Source organism: Rhodococcus sp. NPDC056960, assembly GCF_042674125.1.
GTDB lineage: Bacteria > Actinomycetota > Actinomycetes > Mycobacteriales > Mycobacteriaceae > Rhodococcus_F.
The window spans coordinates 26,702-46,846 of sequence record NZ_JBHURF010000012.1; the positions used below are offsets into that span (position 1 = coordinate 26,702).

At 68.0% G+C, this 20,145-nt stretch carries 18 protein-coding genes; 11 read left to right on the plus strand and 7 right to left on the minus strand.

Annotated features, from left to right (window positions below; translation table 11 throughout):
- Window positions 1-64: 64 nt before the first annotated feature.
- The 6 genes from ACFTWF_RS20010 (at window position 65) to ACFTWF_RS20035 (ending at window position 8,941) form a co-directional block, all read left to right on the plus strand.
- Window positions 65-1,495, plus strand: coding sequence for a gamma-aminobutyraldehyde dehydrogenase (locus tag ACFTWF_RS20010; protein ID WP_185728307.1), 1,431 nt, complete (start codon window positions 65-67; stop codon window positions 1,493-1,495).
- 52 nt (window positions 1,496-1,547) lie between these two features.
- Window positions 1,548-2,888 carry a 4-aminobutyrate--2-oxoglutarate transaminase gene (gene gabT / locus ACFTWF_RS20015; protein ID WP_378462924.1) on the plus strand — a complete coding sequence of 447 codons (1,341 nt, stop codon included), beginning with the start codon at window positions 1,548-1,550 and terminating at the stop codon, window positions 2,886-2,888.
- An 83-nt stretch (window positions 2,889-2,971) separates the two neighbouring features.
- Window positions 2,972-4,933, plus strand: a complete 1,962-nt coding sequence (locus ACFTWF_RS20020) for a primary-amine oxidase (protein ID WP_378462925.1) — start codon at window positions 2,972-2,974, stop codon at window positions 4,931-4,933.
- Window positions 4,926-6,380: an NAD-dependent succinate-semialdehyde dehydrogenase gene (locus tag ACFTWF_RS20025; RefSeq protein ID WP_378462926.1), complete on the plus strand. Its 1,455-nt coding sequence runs from the start codon at window positions 4,926-4,928 to the stop codon at window positions 6,378-6,380. The genes ACFTWF_RS20020 and ACFTWF_RS20025 overlap by 8 nt, the downstream gene beginning before the upstream one ends.
- A 34-nt stretch (window positions 6,381-6,414) precedes the next feature.
- The gene (locus ACFTWF_RS20030; RefSeq protein WP_378462927.1) at window positions 6,415-7,305 is read left to right on the plus strand and encodes a universal stress protein; all 891 of its coding nucleotides are present in this window, start codon (window positions 6,415-6,417) and stop codon (window positions 7,303-7,305) included.
- A gap of 55 nt (window positions 7,306-7,360) precedes the next feature.
- Window positions 7,361-8,941 (plus strand): APC family permease, encoded by a 1,581-nt coding sequence (locus ACFTWF_RS20035; RefSeq protein ID WP_378462928.1) that lies wholly within the window; start codon window positions 7,361-7,363, stop codon window positions 8,939-8,941.
- Here ACFTWF_RS20035 and ACFTWF_RS20040 read toward each other — a convergent pair.
- Window positions 8,901-9,512: a TetR/AcrR family transcriptional regulator gene (locus tag ACFTWF_RS20040; RefSeq protein ID WP_185728301.1), complete on the minus strand. Its 612-nt coding sequence runs from the start codon at window positions 9,510-9,512 to the stop codon at window positions 8,901-8,903. The genes ACFTWF_RS20035 and ACFTWF_RS20040 overlap by 41 nt on opposite strands.
- Before the next feature lie 163 nt (window positions 9,513-9,675).
- Here ACFTWF_RS20040 and ACFTWF_RS20045 point away from each other — a divergent pair, with 163 nt between their 5' ends.
- Together ACFTWF_RS20045 and ACFTWF_RS20050 are read left to right on the plus strand one after the other, a co-directional pair.
- Window positions 9,676-10,656, plus strand: coding sequence for a nitrilase-related carbon-nitrogen hydrolase (locus ACFTWF_RS20045; RefSeq protein ID WP_378462929.1), 981 nt, complete (start codon window positions 9,676-9,678; stop codon window positions 10,654-10,656).
- Window positions 10,656-11,687, plus strand: coding sequence for an agmatine/peptidylarginine deiminase (locus ACFTWF_RS20050; protein ID WP_378462930.1), 1,032 nt, complete (start codon window positions 10,656-10,658; stop codon window positions 11,685-11,687). The genes ACFTWF_RS20045 and ACFTWF_RS20050 overlap by 1 nt, the downstream gene beginning before the upstream one ends.
- A gap of 40 nt (window positions 11,688-11,727) precedes the next feature.
- Here the strand turns inward: ACFTWF_RS20050 and ACFTWF_RS20055 are convergent, their stop codons facing one another.
- The 4 genes from ACFTWF_RS20055 to ACFTWF_RS20070 all read right to left on the minus strand — a co-directional run bounded on the left by ACFTWF_RS20055 (window position 11,728) and on the right by ACFTWF_RS20070 (window position 15,977).
- Window positions 11,728-13,701, minus strand: coding sequence for a VWA domain-containing protein (locus tag ACFTWF_RS20055; RefSeq protein ID WP_378462931.1), 1,974 nt, complete (start codon window positions 13,699-13,701; stop codon window positions 11,728-11,730).
- Complete coding sequence (locus ACFTWF_RS20060) at window positions 13,701-15,086, minus strand: sigma 54-interacting transcriptional regulator (RefSeq protein WP_378462932.1); 1,386 nt, start codon at window positions 15,084-15,086, stop codon at window positions 13,701-13,703. Before ACFTWF_RS20060 ends, ACFTWF_RS20055 begins: the two co-directional genes overlap by 1 nt.
- Before the next feature lie 64 nt (window positions 15,087-15,150).
- The gene (locus ACFTWF_RS20065) at window positions 15,151-15,567 is read right to left on the minus strand and encodes a DoxX family protein (RefSeq protein ID WP_378462933.1); all 417 of its coding nucleotides are present in this window, start codon (window positions 15,565-15,567) and stop codon (window positions 15,151-15,153) included.
- Window positions 15,564-15,977 (minus strand): VOC family protein, encoded by a 414-nt coding sequence (locus tag ACFTWF_RS20070; RefSeq protein WP_378462934.1) that lies wholly within the window; start codon window positions 15,975-15,977, stop codon window positions 15,564-15,566. Before ACFTWF_RS20070 ends, ACFTWF_RS20065 begins: the two co-directional genes overlap by 4 nt.
- 136 nt (window positions 15,978-16,113) lie before the next feature.
- On the opposite strand from ACFTWF_RS20070, the gene ACFTWF_RS20075 reads away from it, so the two are divergent.
- Window positions 16,114-16,758, plus strand: coding sequence for a winged helix-turn-helix transcriptional regulator (locus ACFTWF_RS20075; RefSeq protein ID WP_378462935.1), 645 nt, complete (start codon window positions 16,114-16,116; stop codon window positions 16,756-16,758).
- An 8-nt stretch (window positions 16,759-16,766) separates the two neighbouring features.
- On the opposite strand, the gene ACFTWF_RS20080 is transcribed toward ACFTWF_RS20075, so the two are convergent.
- On the minus strand, window positions 16,767-17,078 hold the full coding sequence (locus tag ACFTWF_RS20080; protein WP_378462936.1) for a hypothetical protein: 312 nt from the start codon (window positions 17,076-17,078) through the stop codon (window positions 16,767-16,769).
- Window positions 17,079-17,257: 179 nt separating this feature from the next.
- On the opposite strand from ACFTWF_RS20080, the gene ACFTWF_RS20085 reads away from it, so the two are divergent.
- On the plus strand, window positions 17,258-18,223 hold the full coding sequence (locus ACFTWF_RS20085) for an alpha/beta hydrolase (protein ID WP_378462937.1): 966 nt from the start codon (window positions 17,258-17,260) through the stop codon (window positions 18,221-18,223).
- Here ACFTWF_RS20085 and ACFTWF_RS20090 read toward each other — a convergent pair whose 3' ends face one another.
- Complete coding sequence (locus ACFTWF_RS20090; RefSeq protein WP_378463108.1) at window positions 18,224-19,333, minus strand: N-acetylmuramoyl-L-alanine amidase; 1,110 nt, start codon at window positions 19,331-19,333, stop codon at window positions 18,224-18,226.
- 545 nt (window positions 19,334-19,878) lie between these two features.
- Here ACFTWF_RS20090 and ACFTWF_RS20095 point away from each other — a divergent pair.
- The gene (locus tag ACFTWF_RS20095; protein ID WP_185728290.1) at window positions 19,879-20,112 is read left to right on the plus strand and encodes a hypothetical protein; all 234 of its coding nucleotides are present in this window, start codon (window positions 19,879-19,881) and stop codon (window positions 20,110-20,112) included.
- The last annotated feature ends 33 nt before the right edge of the window (window positions 20,113-20,145 follow it).

The window sequence follows — 20,145 nt, forward strand, 5'->3', positions numbered from 1 at the left end:
CAGCTTGTGAGACAGCGCACACTTGTTTTCAGATGTTTTACCCCCACGAGAGGAACCGGTACCGATGTCGATCGACGTACTCGAGAACTACATCAACGGTGAGTTCGTCGCCTCATCCGCGACGGAGACGCTGGACTTGATCAACCCCGTGGACGAGAGCGTCGTCGGACGGGCACCCGTCTCCACGAAGGCCGACGTGGACGCCGCCGTCGAGGCAGCCGAGCGGGCCTTCGTCTCGTGGGGCAAGACCACTCCGAGCGTGCGTCAGACCGCGTTGCTCAAGCTCGCCGACGCGATCGAGGCGCACAGCGACGAACTGGTCGAGGCCGAGTGCCGCAACACCGGGCAGCCGAAGCAGGTCATCGCCGACGAAGAGATCAAGGTGGGCGCCGATCAGCTCCGGTTCTTCGCCGGCGCGGCCCGCATGCTCGAAGGCAAGGCCGCCGGTGAGTACATGGACGGCTTCACGTCCTACGTGCGCCGCGAGCCGATCGGCGTCGTCGGCCAGGTCACCCCGTGGAACTACCCGTTCATGATGGCGCTGTGGAAGATCGGCCCCGCGCTCGCCGCCGGCAACACGATCGTCCTCAAGCCCAGCGACACCACCCCGAACAGCACCCTCGTGCTGGCCCGGCTGACCAAGGGCATCCTGCCGGACGGCGTCTTCAACGTCGTCCTCGGCAACGGCGAGACCGGTGCCACCCTCGTCGAGAACCCGGCGCTCGGACTCGTGTCGATCACCGGCTCGGTGCGGGCCGGCATCGCCGTGGCCGTCTCCGCCGCCCGCCAGCTCAAGCGCGCCCACCTCGAACTGGGCGGCAAGGCTCCGGCGATCGTGTTCGACGACGTCGACATCGAGAAGACCGCGAGCGGCATCGCCGAGGCCGCCTTCTTCAACGGCGGCCAGGACTGCACAGCCGCCACCCGCGTCCTCGTCCACGAGTCCGTCCACGACCAGCTCGTCGACGCGCTCGTCCGCAAGGCCGAGACCCTCAAGCCCGGTCTGCCGGACGACCCGGACACGTTCTACGGTCCGCTCAACAACATCAACCACTTCAACGCGGTCAGCTCCAAGATCGCCGCGCTCCCCGCCTCGGCGAAGATCGTCACCGGCGGAAAGCGTTCCGGTGAGCAGGGATTCTTCTTCGAACCCACCGTGATCACCGGGGTCGACCAGCGCGACGACATCGTGCAGGAGGAGACGTTCGGTCCCATCCTCACCGTGCAGAGCTTCTCCGACGAGAAGGAGGCCGTGACGCTGGCCAACGACGTCCGGTACGGTCTCGCGTCGAGCGTGTGGACCAACGATCACGGGGTCACGCAACGACTGTCGGCCGCACTCGATTTCGGTGCCGTCTGGATCAACTGCCACATCCCGCTGGTCGCCGAGATGCCGCACGGCGGATTCAAGTACTCCGGCTACGGCAAGGACCTCTCCGGCTACGGCGTCGAGGACTACACCCGCATCAAGCACGTCATGAGCTCCAACGACTGACGTCGCACCACCCCATATCCATCCACGTCACGACCCTGAGGACTGCACCAACATGAACGACATCCAGTACCGGCTGCCGCAGAAGCGCGCCCTGGTCACCGAGCTCCCCGGCCCGAAGTCGGCGGCCCTCACCGCTCGCCGCCGCGCCACCGTGGCCGCGGGCGTCGGCTCCAGCGTCCCCGTGTACGCGGCGGATGCCGACGGTGGTGTGGTCGTCGACGTCGACGGCAACTCCCTGATCGACCTCGGCGCAGGCATCGCCGTCACCAGCGTCGGCGCGTCCGATCCGGCTGTCGCCGAGGCGGTCCGGGAGCAGGTCGGGCACTTCACCCACACCTGTTTCATGGTCACCCCGTACGAGGGCTACGTCCGCGTCGCCGAAGAACTGGCCGCGCTCACCCCCGGCGACCACGAGAAGCGCACCGTGCTGTTCAACTCGGGCGCCGAGGCCGTCGAGAACGCGATCAAGGTGGCCCGCCTCGCCACCGGCCGCGACGCCGTCGTCGCGTTCGACCACGCCTACCACGGTCGCACCAACCTGACGATGGCCCTCACCGCCAAGTCGATGCCCTACAAGGCCCACTTCGGCCCGTTCGCGCCCGAGGTGTACCGGCTCCCGATGTCCTACCCGTACCGGGACCAGGACGGACTGACCGGCGAGCAGGCCGCGCAGCGCGCCATCACCCAGATGGAGAAGCAGATCGGCGCCGACTCGCTCGCGGCGATCATCATCGAGCCGATCCAGGGCGAGGGTGGATTCATCGTTCCCGCCGAGGGATTCCTGCCCACACTGGTGAAGTGGGCCCGCGCCAACGGTGTCGTCTTCATCGCCGACGAGGTGCAGACCGGGTTCTCCCGCACCGGCGCCTGGTTCGCGTGCGAGCACGAGGAGATCGTCCCGGACATCATCACGATGGCCAAGGGCATGGCGGGCGGCATGCCGCTGTCCGCGATCACGGGCCGCGCGGAACTCCTCGACAAGGTGCACCCCGGCGGACTGGGCGGCACGTACGGCGGCAATCCCGTCGCGTGCGCCGCTGCACTCGCCGCGATCGACAGCATGCGCAAGTTCGACCTGCCCGCCCGCGCACAGCGCATCGGCGAGCTCGTCCTGCCGCGGCTCGAGGCCCTGGCCGCGGACGTCGGCGTCATCGGTGACGTCCGCGGACGCGGCGCGATGCTCGCGATGGAGTTCGTCAAGCCCGGCACGAACGAGCCGGACGCCGAACTGACGAAGGCCATTGCGGCCCGCGCGCTCGAACAAGGTGTCATTCTGCTGACGTGCGGTACGTACGGAAACGTCATCCGGCTGCTTCCGCCGCTGGTCATCGGCGACGACCTGCTGGACGACGCCCTGACCGTCATCGAGCAGATCGTGCGCTCGCTCGTCTGACCCGTGCGCCTTTTCGGTAGCTACCACTACCGAAAAGGCGCACGAGCACGAAGTGCCCGCCCATCGACCAGAGGAGAGACACCATGACCCGGACCACCACCGGCACGTTCCATCCTCTGGACCCGTTGGGGGCGGACGAATTCACGCAGGCCGCGGCCGTCCTCGCCCGTGAACACGGTGTCGGCGACGGCTGGCGGTTCGCGTCGATCGAACTCGCCGAGCCGGCCAAGGCCGACGTGGCCGCCTTCGACACGTCCGGCACCGTCCCGGACCGCCGGGCGATCGTCGTGTGCTTCGACCGCCGCAAGAACGAAACCTACAAGGCGCTCGTCTCGCTCACCGGAGACAACGTGGTCTCCTGGCAGCACATCCCGGACGTCCAGGCGAACTTCACGGTGGACGAATGGGAGGAGGCGGACGCCTTCCTCCGAGGGCACCCGGACGTGATCGCGGCGCTCGCGAAGCGCGGCATCACCGACATGAGCTTGGTCTTCATGGACGTGTGGACGTACGGCGACGCGGTCACCCCGGACAAGTACAAGGGACGCCGGCTCGGCTGGTCGGACACCTGGGTCCGCGCGACCGCGGGCGCGAACCCGTACGCGGGACCGGTCAACGGTTTCCACTGCGTCATCGACGTGAACAGCATGGAACTGCTCGAGATCGAGGACACGTTCAGCGTCGAACGTCCCGAGGTCATGGGCGAGTACGTGCCCCGGCACATCCCGGAACGGATCCGGGCCTCCAGCACCCGGCCCCCGCTGAAGCCCCTGGACATCGTCCAGTCGGAGGGGCCGTCGTTCACTCTCGACGGCAACAAGCTCGAATGGCAGAACTGGTCGCTGCGGGTGGGGTTCAACTACCGCGAGGGCATGACCCTGCACGCCGTGACCTACAACGACCACGGCCGGGTACGGTCGATCGCGCACCGGATGTCGTTCGCGGAGATGGCGGTGCCGTACCGCGACACCAGTCCGGACCACTACCGCCGCACCGCCTTCGACATCGGTGAGTGGGGCATCGGGTTCATGACCACGTCGCTGACCCTGGGATGCGATTGCCTCGGCGAGATCCGGTATCTCGACGCGGTCCTCCACGACAGCAAGGGCGAGCCGTTCACGATCGAGAACGCGATCTGCATCCACGAGGAGGACAACGCCGTCCTCTGGAAGCACGTCGACCACGACGCCGGCGCCGAGGTGCGGCGCATGCGGCGGCTGACGGTGTCGACGCACGTGACGGTCGCGAATTACGAGTATCTCGTCTACTGGCGGTTCTACCAGGACGGCAACATCGAGTGCGAGGTCCGCGCCACCGGGATCATGGTGGTCAGCCACTTCCCCGAGGGCGGTGAGCACCCGAGTGGGACGCTGATCGACAACCGGACGTACGCGCCGTTCCACCAGCACTTCCTCGTGGCCCGCCTCGATCTCGACGTCGACGGCACCGACAACACGGTCTACGCGACCGAGACGGAGATCGTGCCGACCGGTCCGGACAACCCGTACGGGCTTGCGCTGCGGCAGAAGAACACTCCGCTGCGCACCGAACTGGAGGGCCGGCAGGACTTCGACTGGCAGAGCCAGCGCGCATGGAAGGTGGTCAACGACAACACGACCACCGGACTCGGCACCGCCCCCGCCTACAAACTCGTTCCCGGCGGCGCGATCCCGTCGATGTTCGACCCGGGGTCGCCGATCTTCCAGCGCACCGGCGCCATCGGGCACACCGTCTGGGTGACCCCGAACTCCCCCGACGAACGCTGGCCCGCCGGGGAATTCGTGAACCAGAGCAAGGTCGATCACGGACTGCCCGAGTGGACCGCGGCCGACCGGCCGATCGAGAACACCGACGTGGTGCTCTGGTACACATTCGGAATCCACCACATTCCCCGGCCGGAGGACTGGCCGATCATGCCCGCCGACACCGTGTCGTTCTGGCTGAAACCCGCCGGATTCTTCGACCGCAACCCCGCCCTCGACGTCGCCCCCACCCCGGAGGCGTGCGATCACCACCATTCCCACCACGAGGACTCCCATGACTGATTTCGAACGGCTCCGCGCCACCCTGCCCACCGGTCTGTGGATCGACGGCGCCCAGACCGACCCGATCGACGGCGGCACCTTCCCGGTCTACGACCCCGCCACGGGAACCCTCCTCGCAAACGTCGCGGACGCGGGCGGCAAGGACGCGATGCGCGCACTCGACTCCGCCGCCGCCGTCCAGGACGAATGGGCGGCCACCGCCCCGCGGCAGCGGTCGATCATCCTGCGGTCGGCGTGGGAGAAGGTCATCGAGCGCACCGACGACCTCGCACTGCTGATGACGATGGAGATGGGCAAGGCACTGCCGGAGAGCCGCGGCGAGGTGAACTACGGCGCCGAGTTCCTGCGCTGGTTCAGCGAGGAAGCCGTCCGCATCCAGGGCCGCTACACCACGTCACCGTCGGGCAACGGCCGGATCGTGGTGACCAAGGTCCCCGTCGGACCCACCCTGGCCGTCACGCCGTGGAACTTCCCGCTCGCGATGGGCACCCGCAAGATCGGACCCGCGCTCGCCGCCGGCTGCACGATCATCGTCAAGCCCGCCGAGGACACCCCGCTCACCATGCTGCTGCTCGCCGAAATCTTCGCCGAGGCCGGCCTGCCCGCCGGTGTGCTGTCGGTGCTGCCCGCGTCGAACGCCGCCGCCGTCACCGAACCGCTGCTCGCCGATCCGCGACTGCGGAAGGTGACGTTCACCGGATCCACCCGCGTCGGCAAGATCCTCATCGAGCAGTCCGCCCAGCAGGTTCTGCGCACGTCGATGGAACTCGGCGGCAACGCGCCGTTCGTGGTGTTCGACGACGCCGACATCGACGCCGCGGTCGAGGGCGCGATGGCCGCGAAGATGCGCAACGGCGGCGAGGCCTGCACCGCCGCCAACCGCCTGATCGTCGCCAACTCGGTGCGCGAGGAGTTCACCACCAAGCTCACCGAGCGGATCGCCGCGCTCCGGGTCGGACCCGGCAGCGAGGACGGCACCAACGTCGGTCCCCTCGTCAACGAGAAGCAGCGCCGCAACGTGGCGTCCCTCGTCGACGACGCCGTCGCCGCGGGCGCCCGGGTCCGCACCGGCGGCAAGTCCGTCGACGGTCCCGGCTACTTCTTCCAGCCCACCGTCCTCGACGAGGTGCCCGCGAACGCGCGCATCGTCCGCGAGGAAATCTTCGGACCCGTCGCCGCGATCACCGGATTCGACACCGAGGCCGAGGGCGTCGCCGCCGCCAACGACACCGAATACGGTCTCGCCGCGTACATCTACACGCAGAACGTGGATCGCGCGTTCCGCGTCGCCGACAGGCTCGAGAGCGGCATGGTCGGCGTCAACCGCGGTGTGATCTCCGACGTCGCCGCCCCGTTCGGCGGAGTCAAGCAGTCCGGCCTCGGCAGCGAGGGCGGCACCGAAGGCATCGAGGAGTACCTCGAGACCAAGTACGTCGGCTTCGCGTAAACCGCCCGCCCCGAGACAGAACGGAACCGTCACCATGCGTTTGGTCGTTGGATATCTCGCCACCCCCAGTGGGGAGGACGGTCTGGCCCTCGGGGCGCAGCTCGCCCGCAGTCTCGGCGCACAGCTCGACATCTGCATGGTTCTCCCGCCGGACCGGACGGTCCCGGCGCGAGTTCCGGCAGAGACCGGCTACGACGACATCCTCGCCTCCCGCGCCCGGCGCTGGCTGGACGACGCGAAGTCCTCGGTGCCCAGCGACATCGACGTCGAGGTGCACCTGAGTTTCCACGAATCGTTCGCGCAGGGCCTCCTCGACGAGGTGTCCCGGCTGGGGGCGCAGGCGATCGTCGTCGGCGCCGCCGGCGACGGCCTGCTGGGGCGGCACTCCGTCGGGTCGGTGTCGACGGAACTGCTGCACTCCGCGCACGTCCCGCTGGCCCTCGCGCCTCGCGGGGCGCGGCACTCGACCGCGAAGAAGATCCGCGAGGTGACTTGCGCGCTCGGCACCCGGACGGGAGCGGACGTGCTGCTGCGGACCGCCGTGCGCACGTGCGAGCGGATGCAGACCCCGCTCCGCCTCGTGTCCCTCGTCGAACTGGACCCTCACCACCACCTCCGCGACCATCGGGACACCTCCGAGAGCGTGCGCGAGAGCGCGGTCGCGCATGCACAGTCCACCCTCGACGAGGCGAAATCCGCCCTTCCCGAAGACTTTCCCGTGTCCGTCATGATCGCCGACGGATCGTCCGTGGAATCGGCCGTCCGCAAGCTCGAGTGGCAGGACGGCGACCTCATCATGGTCGGCTCCAGCCGACTCGCCCAACCCCGTCGACTGTTCCTGGGATCCACCGCGGCCAAGATGCTCCGCGTCCTGCCGGTGCCCATGGTCGTCGTCCCCAAGCAGGAGTTCCAGAACAGTGAGTAAACCGTCCGCGACACCCGCCCCGGATCCACGATTGTCCCCGACCGGAGGTTCAGACATGACGAACAGCGAAGGCGCGCCGGCGTCGGCCGACGTTGCCGTGAGCTCCAAGGGGCTGGCCACCGGTGCGGTCGGCACCTTCGCCGGGGCGATCCTCGGGATCTCCTCCGTGGCACCGGGTTACACGCTGACGGCCAGCATCGGACTGATCGTCGCGGCCGTCGGGTTGAAGATGCCCGCCATCTTCATCGCCGGCTTCATCCCCATGTTCCTCACGGCGTACGCCTACCGTGAGCTCAACTCCGAATCCCCCGACTGCGGTGCGTCCTTCACATGGTCGACGAAGGCGTTCGGACCGCACGTCGGCTGGATGTGCGGCTGGGGCATGGTGATCGCCACGATCATCGTGCTCTCGAACCTCGCGGCGATCGCGGTCCAGTTCTTCTATCTGTTCATCGCGAAACTGTTCGACGCCCCGAGCATCGCCGACCTCCCCGGCAACAAATTCGTGAATGTGGGCACCACCCTGCTCTTCATCGCGCTCGCCACGTGGATCGCCAGTCGCGGCATCACCACCAGCGAGAAGCTGCAGTTCGCGCTCGTCGGCTTCCAGATGGTCCTGCTCATCGCCTTCGCGGTGGTGGCACTGGTCCACGTCGGAAACGGGGACGCCCCCGCCGGGCTGTCGTTCGATCTGAGCTGGTTCAACCCGTTCACGGGACTGGCCATCGGCGCGTTCGTGATCGGCCTGACCGGTTCGATCTTCGCGTTCTGGGGCTGGGACACGTGCCTGACCCTGGGCGAGGAGTCGAAGAACCCGAAGAAGACCCCAGGTCGCGCCGGACTGCTGTGCGTGATCACGATTCTGCTGACCTACCTGCTCGTGTCGGTCGCCGCGATGATGTACGCCGGCGTCGGCGAGGACGGTCTCGGACTGGGCAACCCGGACAACTCGGAGAACGTCTTCGGCGCCCTCGCCGATCCGGTGCTCGGCAAGTGGGGAGGCATGCTGCTGTTCCTCGCGGTGTTCGTCTCCTCGGTCGCGAGCCTGCAGACCACGTTCCTGCCGGCCGCCCGGACCATGCTCGCCATGGGCGCGTACGGAGCCTTCCCCAAGAAACTCGCTGACGTGAGCCCCCGGTTCCTGGTCCCGTCGTATGCCACGGTCGTCGCCGGTGTCATCACCGCGGTGTTCTACACGGTGGTCACGTTCCTGTCCGAGCGCACGCTGCTCGACACGATCGCCGCTCTGGGAATCATGATCTGCTGGTACTACGGCATCACGGCGTTCGCGTGTGTGTGGTACTTCCGGGACAGCCTGTTCACGAGCTTCCGCAACATCGTCTTCCGGTTCGCGTTCCCGCTGCTCGGCGGGCTCATGCTGCTCGCCGTGTTCGTGATCTCGATCGACGAGAGCATGGATCCGGAGAACGCGAGCGGCGCGTCGATCGGCGGCATCGGGCTCGTCTTCTTCCTCGGCTTCGGCATCCTCCTGCTCGGCGCCGTGCTGATGATGATCATGCGCTTCCGCAGTCCTGCCTTCTTCCGCGGCGAGACCCTCAACCGCGACACGTCCGCGCTGCGGGACGAGGGCGATCTCACGGCTCGATCGGAGCCTGCGCCACCAAGCCCGCGATAAGGGTCCGCAGCCCGAACTCGAATGCTGCATCCGCCCGTCCGGGATTCGGCCCGGACGTGGCCAGGGCGGCCCGCATGGACTCGTTCGCCTCCGGCGCGGTCGCCCAGACCACCTCGGGGGCGGCGAGGTCCAGCGCCGATCCCAGCACGAAGCTGTCGACCGTCGTGATCGCGTGGAGAATCTCCTCGGGCGTGAAGCCACCGTCCGAGAATGCCTGCGCCAGAGCGTTGTACAGCGCGAAAGCCACACCGGACTGCACTGTGTGCGCGGTGAACAGAGGAATCAGCCGGGGATGCTCGGCGTAGTTGCGCCGATACTCGCGCGCCAGGCCGGCCACCGTCTCGCTCCACTTGCCGTCGGGGTCCGCCACCACGATGCCCGCCATCACGCGGGCACGCATCAATTCGATGATCTCCGCCCTCCCGGACACATGGTTGTACAGCGAGGAGGGCCGTACCTTCAGCCGTTCGGCGAGACCTGGCATCGTGAAATCACCGGTGAGGTCCACCATGCGAACGGCGGCTTCGGTGATGATCTCCGGCGACAGCAGTCGCTGCGATGGCCGTGGCATGGGTGCCCTCCTGGTCGGTGTCCGTCCTCGGCGACCAGGGCGGATACCGAAGGAATCGAAATCTTTCCCCTCGCACCCCTTGATCGCCGAGCATTCACCCACCATACTTAACGAATCCAATTCGTTTTAGGCGCTCGCCGAACCGAACATCCGAGGAACCACAATGTTGACGATTACCGCACTCACCCCTCCCGAGTCCCTGGCGCGGACCCGCGAGACGGGACGCACCCCGCTCCGCGTCGGACTCGTCCAGCATCGCTGGCACGAGAACGAGCAGGACCTGCGGGCCGAACTCGACGAGGGCATCGCAGAGGCCGCCGGTCTCGGCGCGCGCGTGGTGTTCCTTCCCGAGCTCACGCTGAGCCGGTACCCCGCCTTCGTCGAGGGCGGTGACAACCCCGGCCGGCAGGCCGAAGACCTGCTCACGGGGCCGACGTTCACATTCGCCGCGAAGGCCGCCGCGGAACACGGCGTCCTCGTCCACGCCTCGCTGTACGAGCGGAACGACTCCGAGAACGGCGAACACTACGAGGACGGGCTCGGGTTCAACACCGCCATCCTCGTCGCGCCGTCCGGCGAACTGCTGGCACGCACCCGCAAGCTGCACATCCCGGTCACCGCCGGCTACTACGAGGACACCTATTTCCGGGGCGGTCCCGCGGCCGACCCGTACCCCGTCCACGCCCCCGAAGCGCTCGGCGGCGTCAAGCTCGGGCTGCCGACGTGCTGGGACGAATGGTTCCCCGAGGTCGCCCGCGCCTACTCGCTCGGCGGCGCCGACATCCTGGTGTACCCCACCGCGATCGGTTCGGAGCCCGACCACCCGCAGTTCGACACCCAGCCGCTGTGGCAGCAGGTGATCGTCGGCAACGGCATCGCGAACGGCACGTTCATGGTGGTGCCCAACCGCCACGGCGGCGAGGGCCTCATCACGTTCTACGGCTCGTCGTTCATCTCCGACCCCTACGGCCGCATCCTCGCCCAGGCCCCGCGCGACGAGTCCGCCGTGCTCGTCGCGGATCTCGACCTCCAGCAGCGCGAGGACTGGCTGGCGTTGTTCCCGTTCCTGGCCACCCGCCGCCCCGACACCTACGGCGTCCTCACCGAGCCTGTCGATCACGCCGCCCCGTTCGGGAGGAACTGATGACCTGGCGCATGCCCGCGGAAGGCGAACCGCACGAACGCACCTGGATGGCCTACCCCAGTCAGGGCTACTCCCTGGGCGACACCCCCGAGGAGCACCACGAGGCCCGCACCACCTGGGCCGCGGTGGCACACGCGGTCGCCCGATTCGAACCCGTCACCGTCGTCGTCGACCCCGGCCAGGTGCCGGCGGCTCGGGAGTACCTCTCCGCCGACATCGACATCGTCGAGGCGCCGCTGAACGACGCCTGGATGCGCGACATCGGACCCACGTTCGTGCTGTCCGAGGACGGACGGCTCGGCGGCGTCGACTGGATCTTCAACGGCTGGGGCGGCCAGGACTGGGCGCAGTGGGACAAGGACTCGAAGATCGGTGCACTCGTGGTCGAGCGGTCGGGAGCCGAACTCGTCGATTCGCCGATCGTCAACGAAGGCGGCGGAATTCAGGTCGACGGACTCGGCACCGTCCTGGTGACCGAGACCGTGCAACTCGACCCCGGCCGCAACCCGGGACTGTCGAAGGCCGACGTGGAGGCGGAACTCGCCCGGACGATCGGCGCCACGAAGGTCATCTGGCTGCCGCGCGGACTGACCCGGGACCAGGACACGTACGGCACCCGCGGACACGTCGACATCGTGGCGGCCATCCCGTCGCCGGGTGTGGTCCTGGTGCACGACCAGCGCAACCCCGAGCACCCCGACTTCGAGGTCAGCAAGGCCGTCATCGACCTGCTGAAGCAGACCACGGACGCCCGCGGCGAGTCGTGGGAGATCGTCACCGTCCCCGCACCGCAGGTCCTGCGCGACGACGAGGGCTTCGTCGACTACAGCTACATCAACCATTTCGTCGTCAACGGCGGCGTCATCGCGTGCAGCTTCGACGATCCCGCGGACGAGGAGGCCGTCGCGATCCTGTCGGCGGCCTACCCCGGACGCACGGTCGTGCCGGTCGACGCCCGTCCGCTCTTCGCCCGCGGCGGCGGCATCCACTGCATCACCCAGCACCAGCCGTCGTGTGCTTCGCACCCGTGAGTACTTGTTAACCGCGGGCGGTTAACAAGTACTCACGGGCTTAGCGCCTGCGCCGCATGTAGTCGCTCACGACCGCGGCACCGAGACCGTCCAGCCCGGGCGCGACGACGCGTCCGCCGACCCGTTCGGCCATCCGGTCCACCACCCGCGCGAGACCGGGGTCGTCACCGAGTCGGAAGAACGTGACGTGGGCGCCGAGCCGGGCGAGGGTGTCGAGTTCCCGGACCGTCAGTCCCAGGGTCCGGGCGCTCGGCGGGTAGTCGAAATACGCGAAGCCGTCCGGCTCCAGGTGCGCGGTCGGCTCGCCGTCGGTCACGATCAGGACTACCGGTTGTGCGTTGGGGTGGCGGCGCAGGTGCCGGGCCGCCAGCAGCAGCGCGTGGTGCAGGTTGGTGCCCTGATCCCAGGCGCCGTCCAGTCCGGCGAGCTCCGACGGTGTCAGCACCTGAGCGTGCCTGCCGAACGAGATGAGCTGCAGTTCGTCACTGCGGAATCGGGTGCTCACCAAGTGGTTCAGCGCGAGGGCGGTGCGTTTCATCGGCACCCACCGACCCTCCATCACCATCGAGAACGACGTGTCGACCAGCAGCGCGACCGCCGCCTGCGACCGCTGCTCGGTTTCCATCACCTCCACGTCCGCCACGGACAACCGGACCGGGACGCGACCGCGTTCGGCCGGGTCGGACGCCGCCCGCAGCACGGCGTTGGTGATGGTGCGCGTGACGTCCCACGGCTCGGTGTCGCCGAACGCCCACTCGCGGGACGCCCCGGTCGGCTCCCCCATCGCCCCGGCGCGGCGCGTCTCCCGTTGCCCGCCACGCGAAGACAGTTGCTGCGCCACGTCCCGCAGGGCCGTCTGGCCGAGTTGACGCATCGCCTTGGGCGACAGGCGCCACTGACCGTCCGCCCCGCGGTCGAAGAATCCCTGGTCCCGCAGGGCCTTTTCGAGTTCGGCGAGCGTCCGCGCATCCGCGGCGGCCTCGTTGCCGAGCTGCCGGGCCAGGGCCTCGGCGTCGATGTCGTCGAGTTGCGCACCCGCATACTGCTGCGACAGTTGCTCGGCGAGCGACTCGAGTTCCGCGATGTCCTGCAACGCGCCGGTGCCTTCCCCCAGCCCCATGCCGTCATCGCCGCGGAACCGCTGCGCGCCCTGCCAGTCCTCGCCCGGACGCGCAGACTGCAGATGCTGGTCCAGACGGTCGAGCTGTCCGATCAGGGACGGATCGCCGAACGCCTGCTGTGCCAGCGCATCGAGTTCGTCGCGCTGCTCCTGCGACAGCGAGTTCCGCAGGCGCTGCGCCGCCGCCGCCCGTTGTGCCAGCGAGTCGAGGAGTTCCTCGACGTTGCGGGGGTTCTCGGGAAAGTACTCCCCGTGTTTGTCCATGAACTCGTCGAACTGCTCCTGGGTGTCCTCGCCGCGGGAGTGTTTGTCCAGCAGGTCGTTGAGGTCCTCCAGCATCTCGCGGATGGCCTGACGGTCCGCCTCGGTCGCACCCTCGAGGGCCTGCTTCATCCCGGCGAACCGCTGGTCCAGCATTTCGCGGCCCAGCAGGTCCCGGATCTTCTCGTAGTCCTCGCGCGCTTCGGAACTGCGCCAGTCGTAGTCGGCGAGTTCCTGGACGGCCTGCGCGGTGGACGGGGACAGTTCCTCGAGGCGCATCTCAGAGAAGCGGGCGTCGTCGTCGAGCGCGCGAGCCAGCGTCTTCCGTTCCTCGAGGACCGCGCGGTCGAGGAGTTCCCGGACCTCTTCGAGCGTGCCGTTCAGGTTGTTCCGCTTCAGCAGCTCACGTCGACGCCGATTGGCTTCGGCTGCAAGCTCGTCGAGGCCGCGCATGTCCCGGTTGCCGCGCCGGAGCATCTCGCGCAGCGCCTGCCGCGGCGAGCTTCCCGCGAACACGTCGTCGCCGATGGCGGCCAGGGCTTCGCGCAGGTCCACCGGCGGCGCCAGCGGATCACCGCCCTCGTATGGCCCGTACCGCGCGTTGTGCGATCCGCGCTCCGCCTTGCGGGACATTACGAATACACCGTCTGCCCGTTGATGTCCGGGTTCTTCGAGATCCGCCGGGCCAGGTACAGCCCTTCGAGGGCGAACTCGGCGGCCGCGGCCCGCTCGCCGTCGGATTCGGCACCGAGCCGCTCGGCGAGCACGTCGAGGACCTCGAGTTCGGGCAACTCGTTGAGCAGCGCCTTCGCCGTGATCCGTTCACCGGTCACCACCGGGTCGCCCTGTTCGACGGCCTCCACGAGTTCCGCCAGGTCGATGCCGCCGAGCCGGGTGCGGACCGTGTCGGCCGTGGCCCGGCGCAGCAGGTGCTCGAGAACCTCGATCTCGCGGCCCTCCTCACCGGATTCGAATTCCACCTTGCCCCGCAGGACGTCGACGACGGTCTCGAGGTCCACCGGCCGCGCGACCGGGTCGGCCTCGCCGAGGACCGCGCCGCGATGCACCGCCGCGGCACTGACGGTTTCGGCGCCGGCCACCGCGAAGCGGGCGGACACCCCCGACCGCTGATCGACCGATGTCGATTCGCGGAGCAGGCGGGTGAACCGGGCCAGGATCTCGAGGAGGTAGTCCGGCACCTCGGCGGTGAGGTGCGCCTCCTGCAGGATGACGGCGACCTCGTCGTCGAGCCGGGTCGGGTAGTGCGTCCGGATCTCGGCGCCGAACCGGTCCTTGAGCGGGGTGATGATGCGACCGCGGTTGGTGTAGTCCTCCGGGTTCGCGCTGGCCACCATCAGGACGTCCAGCGGGAGCCGGAGGGTGTACCCGCGGACCTGGATGTCGCGTTCCTCCATCACGTTGAGCAGCGACACCTGGATGCGCTCGGCGAGGTCGGGCAGCTCGTTGATGGCGACGATGCCCCGGTGGGCGCGGGGAACGAGCCCGAAGTGGATGGTTTCGGGGTCGCCGAGACTGCGGCCCTCGGCGACCTTGACGGGATCCACGTCGCCGACGAGATCCGCCACCGAGGTGTCCGGGGTCGCGAGCTTCTCCGAGTACCGCTCGCTGCGGTGCCGCCACGCGACGGGCAGGCTGTCGCCCAGTTCCTGCGATCGGCGGATCGACGCCGGCGTGATGGGCTCATAGGGATGCTCCCCGAGTTCGGAACCGGCGATCACCGGGGTCCATTCGTCGAGGAGCAGATTGAGGGTGCGGAGCAGGCGCGTTTTACCTTGACCACGTTCGCCGAGCAACACCACGTCGTGCCCCGCGATGAGTGCCCGTTCGAGCTGTGGTGACACCGTCTCCTCGAAACCGACGATGCCGGGCCACGGATCACGACCGTCGCGTAGGGCCGCGAGCAGGTTCTCGCGGATCTCTTCCTTGACGGTGCGTTGAACGTGGCCCGACTCGCGGAGCTCGCCGACGGTGGAAGGTCTGTGTTCCGATGACGTCACCACTCCACGCTACGAGGGTTCGAGCGAATCGGCACGCGGTTAATCGCGCGCCGATCCGACCGGGTCAGTCCTCACGGCGCAGCGGGAGCAGTTCGCGTACCCTCCGGTCGCGCAGGTACAGGCCCGCCCAGACCGCGATTCCGACGTACACCGCGAACAACACGGTGCTGAACAACGGCTTCTCGACGCGCCAGTTGGTGAGGACGGCCCCACCGAGGTAACCGGTCAGCAGCACCGCGCCCAGCGGGGCCGTTCGCGGCACCAGGTAGAGAACGGTGCAGAGGAGCAGCACTACTCCGATCGGCACGATGATGTGCAGCGGCAGGCCCAGTTCGGCCGCCGAATCCTCTACAGGTCCGAGCTTCAGGAGTTTGCCGACCGCGTCGAACAGGAGGAACGCGCCGACGAGGCCGCTGAGGACCCAGCCCACCTTGCGTGCGGTTCCCGACTCCGCCGCGACGGGAGTGACCGTGGCGCTCACGACTGGTGTCCCTGCGCCGCTGCGGGATCCATCCACACGACCTCCCACAGGTGACCGTCGGGGTCCTGGAAGCTGCGGCCGTACATGAATCCTTCGTCCATCGGTTCGTTGGAGAACGATCCGCCCGACGCGAGGGCCTTGTCGGCGAGCGCGTCGACGGCTTCGCGGCTCTCCGCGGAGAGCGCGACGATGGCTTCGGTGGTCGTGGTGGCGTCCGCGATGGCCTTCTTGGTGAAGGTGGAGAAGAACTTCTCCGTCAGCAGCATGACGTGAATCTGCTCGCTGATGACGATCGACGACGCGTTCTCGTCCGAGAACTGCGGGTTCCGCTGGTAACCGAGCGCCTCGTAGAAGGCCGTCGACTTGCCGAGGTCCTTCACGGGGAGGTTCACGAAGATCATGGTGGGCATCGAATTCTCTTTCCGTCGGTGATGTGGAGCCGATTCGGGTGAGGAGCCGTGCGACCTTGTGGATCAGATCACGTACTAATGTTGCAAAAAGAAACCTATTGCTGTCAATAGGCAACTCCGGTCTATAGTTGAAACCATGGCACGGCAGGCTTACGGGCAATATTGCGGACTCGCGCACGCCCTGGACATCGTGGGACAACGCTGGGCGATGCTCATCGTCCGGGATCTGCTGGTCGGGCCCAGGCGGTACACCGATCTCAAACACGGTTTGCCCGGCATACCGTCCAACATCCTGTCGGCCCGCCTGAAGGAACTCGAGGAAGCCGACGTGATCGCGCGCCGAGCCCTGCCCCGGCCGTCGAACGCCGTCGTCTACGAACTCACCGACTACGGCAACGCCCTGGAGGACGCCGTGACGTCGCTGGGGCGGTGGGGTGCGCGCACTCTCGGCGAACCCGGCCCCGACGACGTCGTGACCGTCGACTCGATGGTGATGGCCCTGCGGTCGACGTTCCACCCCGACGCCGCACGGGACGTCACCGTCACCTACGAATTGCGCCTCGGGCCGATCGTGCTGTCCGCCCACATAGAGCGCGGCGAACTCGAGGTCGTCGAGGGCGCAGCCGAGCGGCCCGATCTCGTGATCGAGACCGGGCCGGCGATCAAGGCGCTGATGGCGCGCGAGATCACCCCGGACGACGCCGTCGCCGCCGGCAGTGTGGCGGTCACCGGCGACCCGGAATTACTCGCCACGTTCGCCGACATCTTCGGCATTCCCTGAGGTCCGACTCAGGCGGCGACACCGCAGGAGACCGGCGCGTCCAGCTCGCACCAGGCGGCGTGGTAGCGCTCGAGGGTCGCCGGGTCAGCTTCCACCAGAAGGGAATCGAGAAGGAGCCGCGGCTCGGCACGCCACGCCCGGACCACGTCCGCGACCGCACGGTTGGCGAACAGACCCGACCCGGTGAGCGCCGACACCCACTCGTCGATCACTCCCCGGTGAATCCGCTCGACGGCCTCCCGGCGGAATCCGCCGTCGACGAAGTCGAGGGAGAACATGGCGGCGACGAAGTCACCGGTGGTCAATTGTACGACGTTCATGATGCGGCACCTTCCTGGAGTCGGGGGTTCGTCTCGGACGTAATCCGTTGGAACAACTGGTGATGCAGACGCTAATCACCGATTGTGTGAGTTCTGTGTTGCTTCTCTGAGATCTCGGCCGCGACGACCCGACCACGGGCGCGGCGACTTCGCACGTCGTGAACTGGTAGACAGGCTCCATGCCTGACACCGAGATCACGTTCGACAGCGGTGCCGTCACCTACTACGGCAGCCTCCGCACTCCCGACCACGCGAACAGTGCGGCGCCCGCCGCGCTCCTGCTCGCCGGCAGCGGTCCCACCGATCGCAACGGCGACAGTGCGCTGCTCCCCGGTGACATCGGAACCCTCCGCCACCTCGCCGACGTGCTCGAACAGCACGGCATCGCGAGCCTGCGCTACGACAAGATCGGTAGCGGCGAGACCGCCCTCGGCCCGTACGAGGTGGAGGAGGTCGGGGGTCTCGGCTTCACCACCTTCGTCGACGCCGCGTCCGCGGGCCTCGATTACCTGGCCGCCCAACCCGGAGTCGACCCGTCCCAGCTGATTGTCATCGGGCACAGCGACGGCGGTCTCGTCGCCCTCGCGCTCGCCACCGCGGAGAACGAGTCTCGCGTGCGCGCCGTCGGACTGCTCGAACCGCTCAGCGTCCGGCTCCTCGACCTGCTCACCACGCAGATCCACGGCCAGCTCGACGCCGTCGTCGGCGCCGGACAGCTGCCGGTGGAGCTGGCCGACGAACTGCGGCTCGCGCTGGCGGACACCGTCGAATCGCTCCGCACGTCGGGCACGATTCCCGACGACCTTCCGGAGCCCCTGCAGAACGCGGGGCTCGTCCACGCCAACGCCAAAGCGCTCGCCGAGGAGGACGCCCTCGACCCCCGCGCGCTGGCCGGCCGGCTGCCCGCGGGTTTCCCCGTCCTCACCAGCGGCTCCGCCAAGGACATCCAGGTGCAACTCGCGGACGTGGACGGCCTGAACGACGCCCTCGCGCACACCGCACTGACGTCGGTGCGGATGACGAATGCCAATCACGTCCTGAAGGACGTCGGCGATCGCCCCTCCACCGGTCCGGATTATGTGGAACCGCTGCCCTTTTCGGCAGAGTTCACCGAACCGTTCAGCCGATGGGTCGCCGGGCTCTGATCAGTTCCCGCCGCCGGCCCCGGTGAGTACGGCCATCAGCGTGCTCGCCAGATCCGACACCAACCCGAGGTTCTTGTCGTTGACGAGGTCCTGCAGTCCGTCGAGACCGTTCACCTCGAGCAGCGGCTCGAGCATCTTCATCAGCTCGGTGAACTGAGCCGAGTCCGGCGTCGTGGATTTCGGGTCGGTCGACTTCGGGCTCGCCTTCGGGGTTGTCGCCTTCGGCGTCGTGGTCGTCGCCGACGACGCGCTGTCCTCGCTCACCTCGGTGGTCGCGGTGTCGGCGGGGGCCGCGGCCAAGTCCTCCGACGGCGTCGATCCCGACCCGGTCAGCAGGTAGGTGACGATGCCCGTGGTGATGGTGATCGCGTGCTTTAGCTGGCCGTCGGAGCTCTCCAGCTGGGCGGCGTCCTCCTTGTTGGAACCGTTCCCCATCTCGACGAACACCAGCGGAACCTGCGTGAGCGCCGGCCCGGCCACGTCGGCGCGGGTCTGCAGGCCGTCGTTGACGCCGGCGTAGTTGGCGGGAACGAAGCCGTCGGACTTGTAGGCGTCGCGCATCATCTTCGACGCCTCGAGGCCGCCGCCGGACTGCGCCGCGTCCGCCTTCGCGTCCGGGATGGGCAGCGACGGGATGATCATGTGGAAACCGTGCTTGCTCGCGTCCTCGCCTTGCGCGGTCGAGTCCGCGTGGATGCTCACCGCCAGATCTGCGTTCGATTCACTTGCCGCACGGGCTCTCTCGTCGATGCACCCGCCCCAGCCGGTGTCGTCCTGACGGCTCTGGACGACCTTCGCGCCCAGACTCTCGAGGCTGCTCTTCACCAGCTGGGAGACGTTCCAGTTGATGGTGTGCTCGGGCACCCCGCCCAGCGACGTCATGCCGCTGGTCTGGCAGTCCTTGGTGTTGCCGCGGCCGTCGTTCACCTGCTGTGCGAGGTCGTGGCCCTCGCTCGAACCCTGGTGGCCGGGGTCGAGGAACACCGTCATCCCGGACAGCTCGTTGCCGGTGGCCGTTGCCGCGGGCTCCGCCGCAACCTGGGCAGGGAGGAGGACGGACGCACCGAGAACGCAGGCGCCGAGGCCGGCCGTGATCGCAAATCGGTTCATAACGGGGATGGGCGCACCGTCGCAGTCCGGGCGCCACTCTCCTTCCACAGGTGCCACTCGAGTCACATCAGCCCCGAGTGAATCAGCTGCACCGCACGTGCGTGCTGCTCGAGGCCAGATCGAGAGCAACCTGTGACCAAAGTGTGGGATTCGACAGACGCGGACCGATTGGTGAGATTCCCGGCGCAATTCCCGTGCATCCGACGAATCCCTACGCGGACGTGAACGGGGCGGCAACTCTGAGCCAAGAGTCGCTGCTCAACCCGGCATTCCCGGGCCGCGGCCGGATAATGGAGGTGCAAACCCTCAACCGGTGCTGTACGGTCATCTACCAACCAGCAACGACACGCAGAAAGGTACGGCCATGATGCAGCTTCACGCGCTCTTCGCGTCCGTACCCGCATGGCGTCGCTGCTCCGCCGGCAAGCACATCACCAAGTTCGGCCCACCCCGAGAATGTTGAGACTCAACCAAGTCGTTCTCGGGCACCCAGGGCAAACCCCTCGGGTGCCTTTTCTTTTACCTTTCACTTCCAGGAGCACCACATGAAACTTCGCATCAACCAACTGTCCACGTCTCCCCCGTATATCGATCTGCCGGACGACCTCACCGGGTACGCGGTCACCCTCGACCTCTCGCACTGCGATGCCGCCCACGAGGCGTCCCTCGGCGCGCTGATCAGTGAGGTCCGGAGCCGCGGCGCCGCCCGCGTGGTCATCACGGGTTCGCCCCGCGAGCTCGAAGGCACCGGCCGCACCCACGGGGCCGCAGCAGCCTGACCACGCAGAACGGGCCCCGGCAGCTGCCGAGAC

What these genes read in the sequence shown, in the direction of transcription:
- ACFTWF_RS20020 (WP_378462925.1), top strand. Translation starts at nt 2,972, where the DNA reads ATGACCCGGACCACCACCGGCACGTTCCATCCTCTGGACCCGTTGGGG.
- ACFTWF_RS20045 (WP_378462929.1), top strand. Translation starts at nt 9,676, where the DNA reads ATGTTGACGATTACCGCACTCACCCCTCCCGAGTCCCTGGCGCGGACC.
- ACFTWF_RS20025 (WP_378462926.1), top strand. Translation starts at nt 4,926, where the DNA reads ATGACTGATTTCGAACGGCTCCGCGCCACCCTGCCCACCGGTCTGTGG.
- ACFTWF_RS20080 (WP_378462936.1), bottom strand. Translation starts at nt 17,078, where the DNA reads ATGAACGTCGTACAATTGACCACCGGTGACTTCGTCGCCGCCATGTTC.
- ACFTWF_RS20040 (WP_185728301.1), bottom strand. Translation starts at nt 9,512, where the DNA reads ATGCCACGGCCATCGCAGCGACTGCTGTCGCCGGAGATCATCACCGAA.
- ACFTWF_RS20055 (WP_378462931.1), bottom strand. Translation starts at nt 13,701, where the DNA reads ATGTCCCGCAAGGCGGAGCGCGGATCGCACAACGCGCGGTACGGGCCA.
- ACFTWF_RS20085 (WP_378462937.1), top strand. Translation starts at nt 17,258, where the DNA reads ATGCCTGACACCGAGATCACGTTCGACAGCGGTGCCGTCACCTACTAC.
- ACFTWF_RS20095 (WP_185728290.1), top strand. Translation starts at nt 19,879, where the DNA reads ATGAAACTTCGCATCAACCAACTGTCCACGTCTCCCCCGTATATCGAT.
- ACFTWF_RS20070 (WP_378462934.1), bottom strand. Translation starts at nt 15,977, where the DNA reads ATGCCCACCATGATCTTCGTGAACCTCCCCGTGAAGGACCTCGGCAAG.
- gabT (WP_378462924.1), top strand. Translation starts at nt 1,548, where the DNA reads ATGAACGACATCCAGTACCGGCTGCCGCAGAAGCGCGCCCTGGTCACC.
- ACFTWF_RS20050 (WP_378462930.1), top strand. Translation starts at nt 10,656, where the DNA reads ATGACCTGGCGCATGCCCGCGGAAGGCGAACCGCACGAACGCACCTGG.
- ACFTWF_RS20090 (WP_378463108.1), bottom strand. Translation starts at nt 19,333, where the DNA reads ATGAACCGATTTGCGATCACGGCCGGCCTCGGCGCCTGCGTTCTCGGT.
- ACFTWF_RS20035 (WP_378462928.1), top strand. Translation starts at nt 7,361, where the DNA reads ATGACGAACAGCGAAGGCGCGCCGGCGTCGGCCGACGTTGCCGTGAGC.
- ACFTWF_RS20030 (WP_378462927.1), top strand. Translation starts at nt 6,415, where the DNA reads ATGCGTTTGGTCGTTGGATATCTCGCCACCCCCAGTGGGGAGGACGGT.
- ACFTWF_RS20010 (WP_185728307.1), top strand. Translation starts at nt 65, where the DNA reads ATGTCGATCGACGTACTCGAGAACTACATCAACGGTGAGTTCGTCGCC.
- ACFTWF_RS20075 (WP_378462935.1), top strand. Translation starts at nt 16,114, where the DNA reads ATGGCACGGCAGGCTTACGGGCAATATTGCGGACTCGCGCACGCCCTG.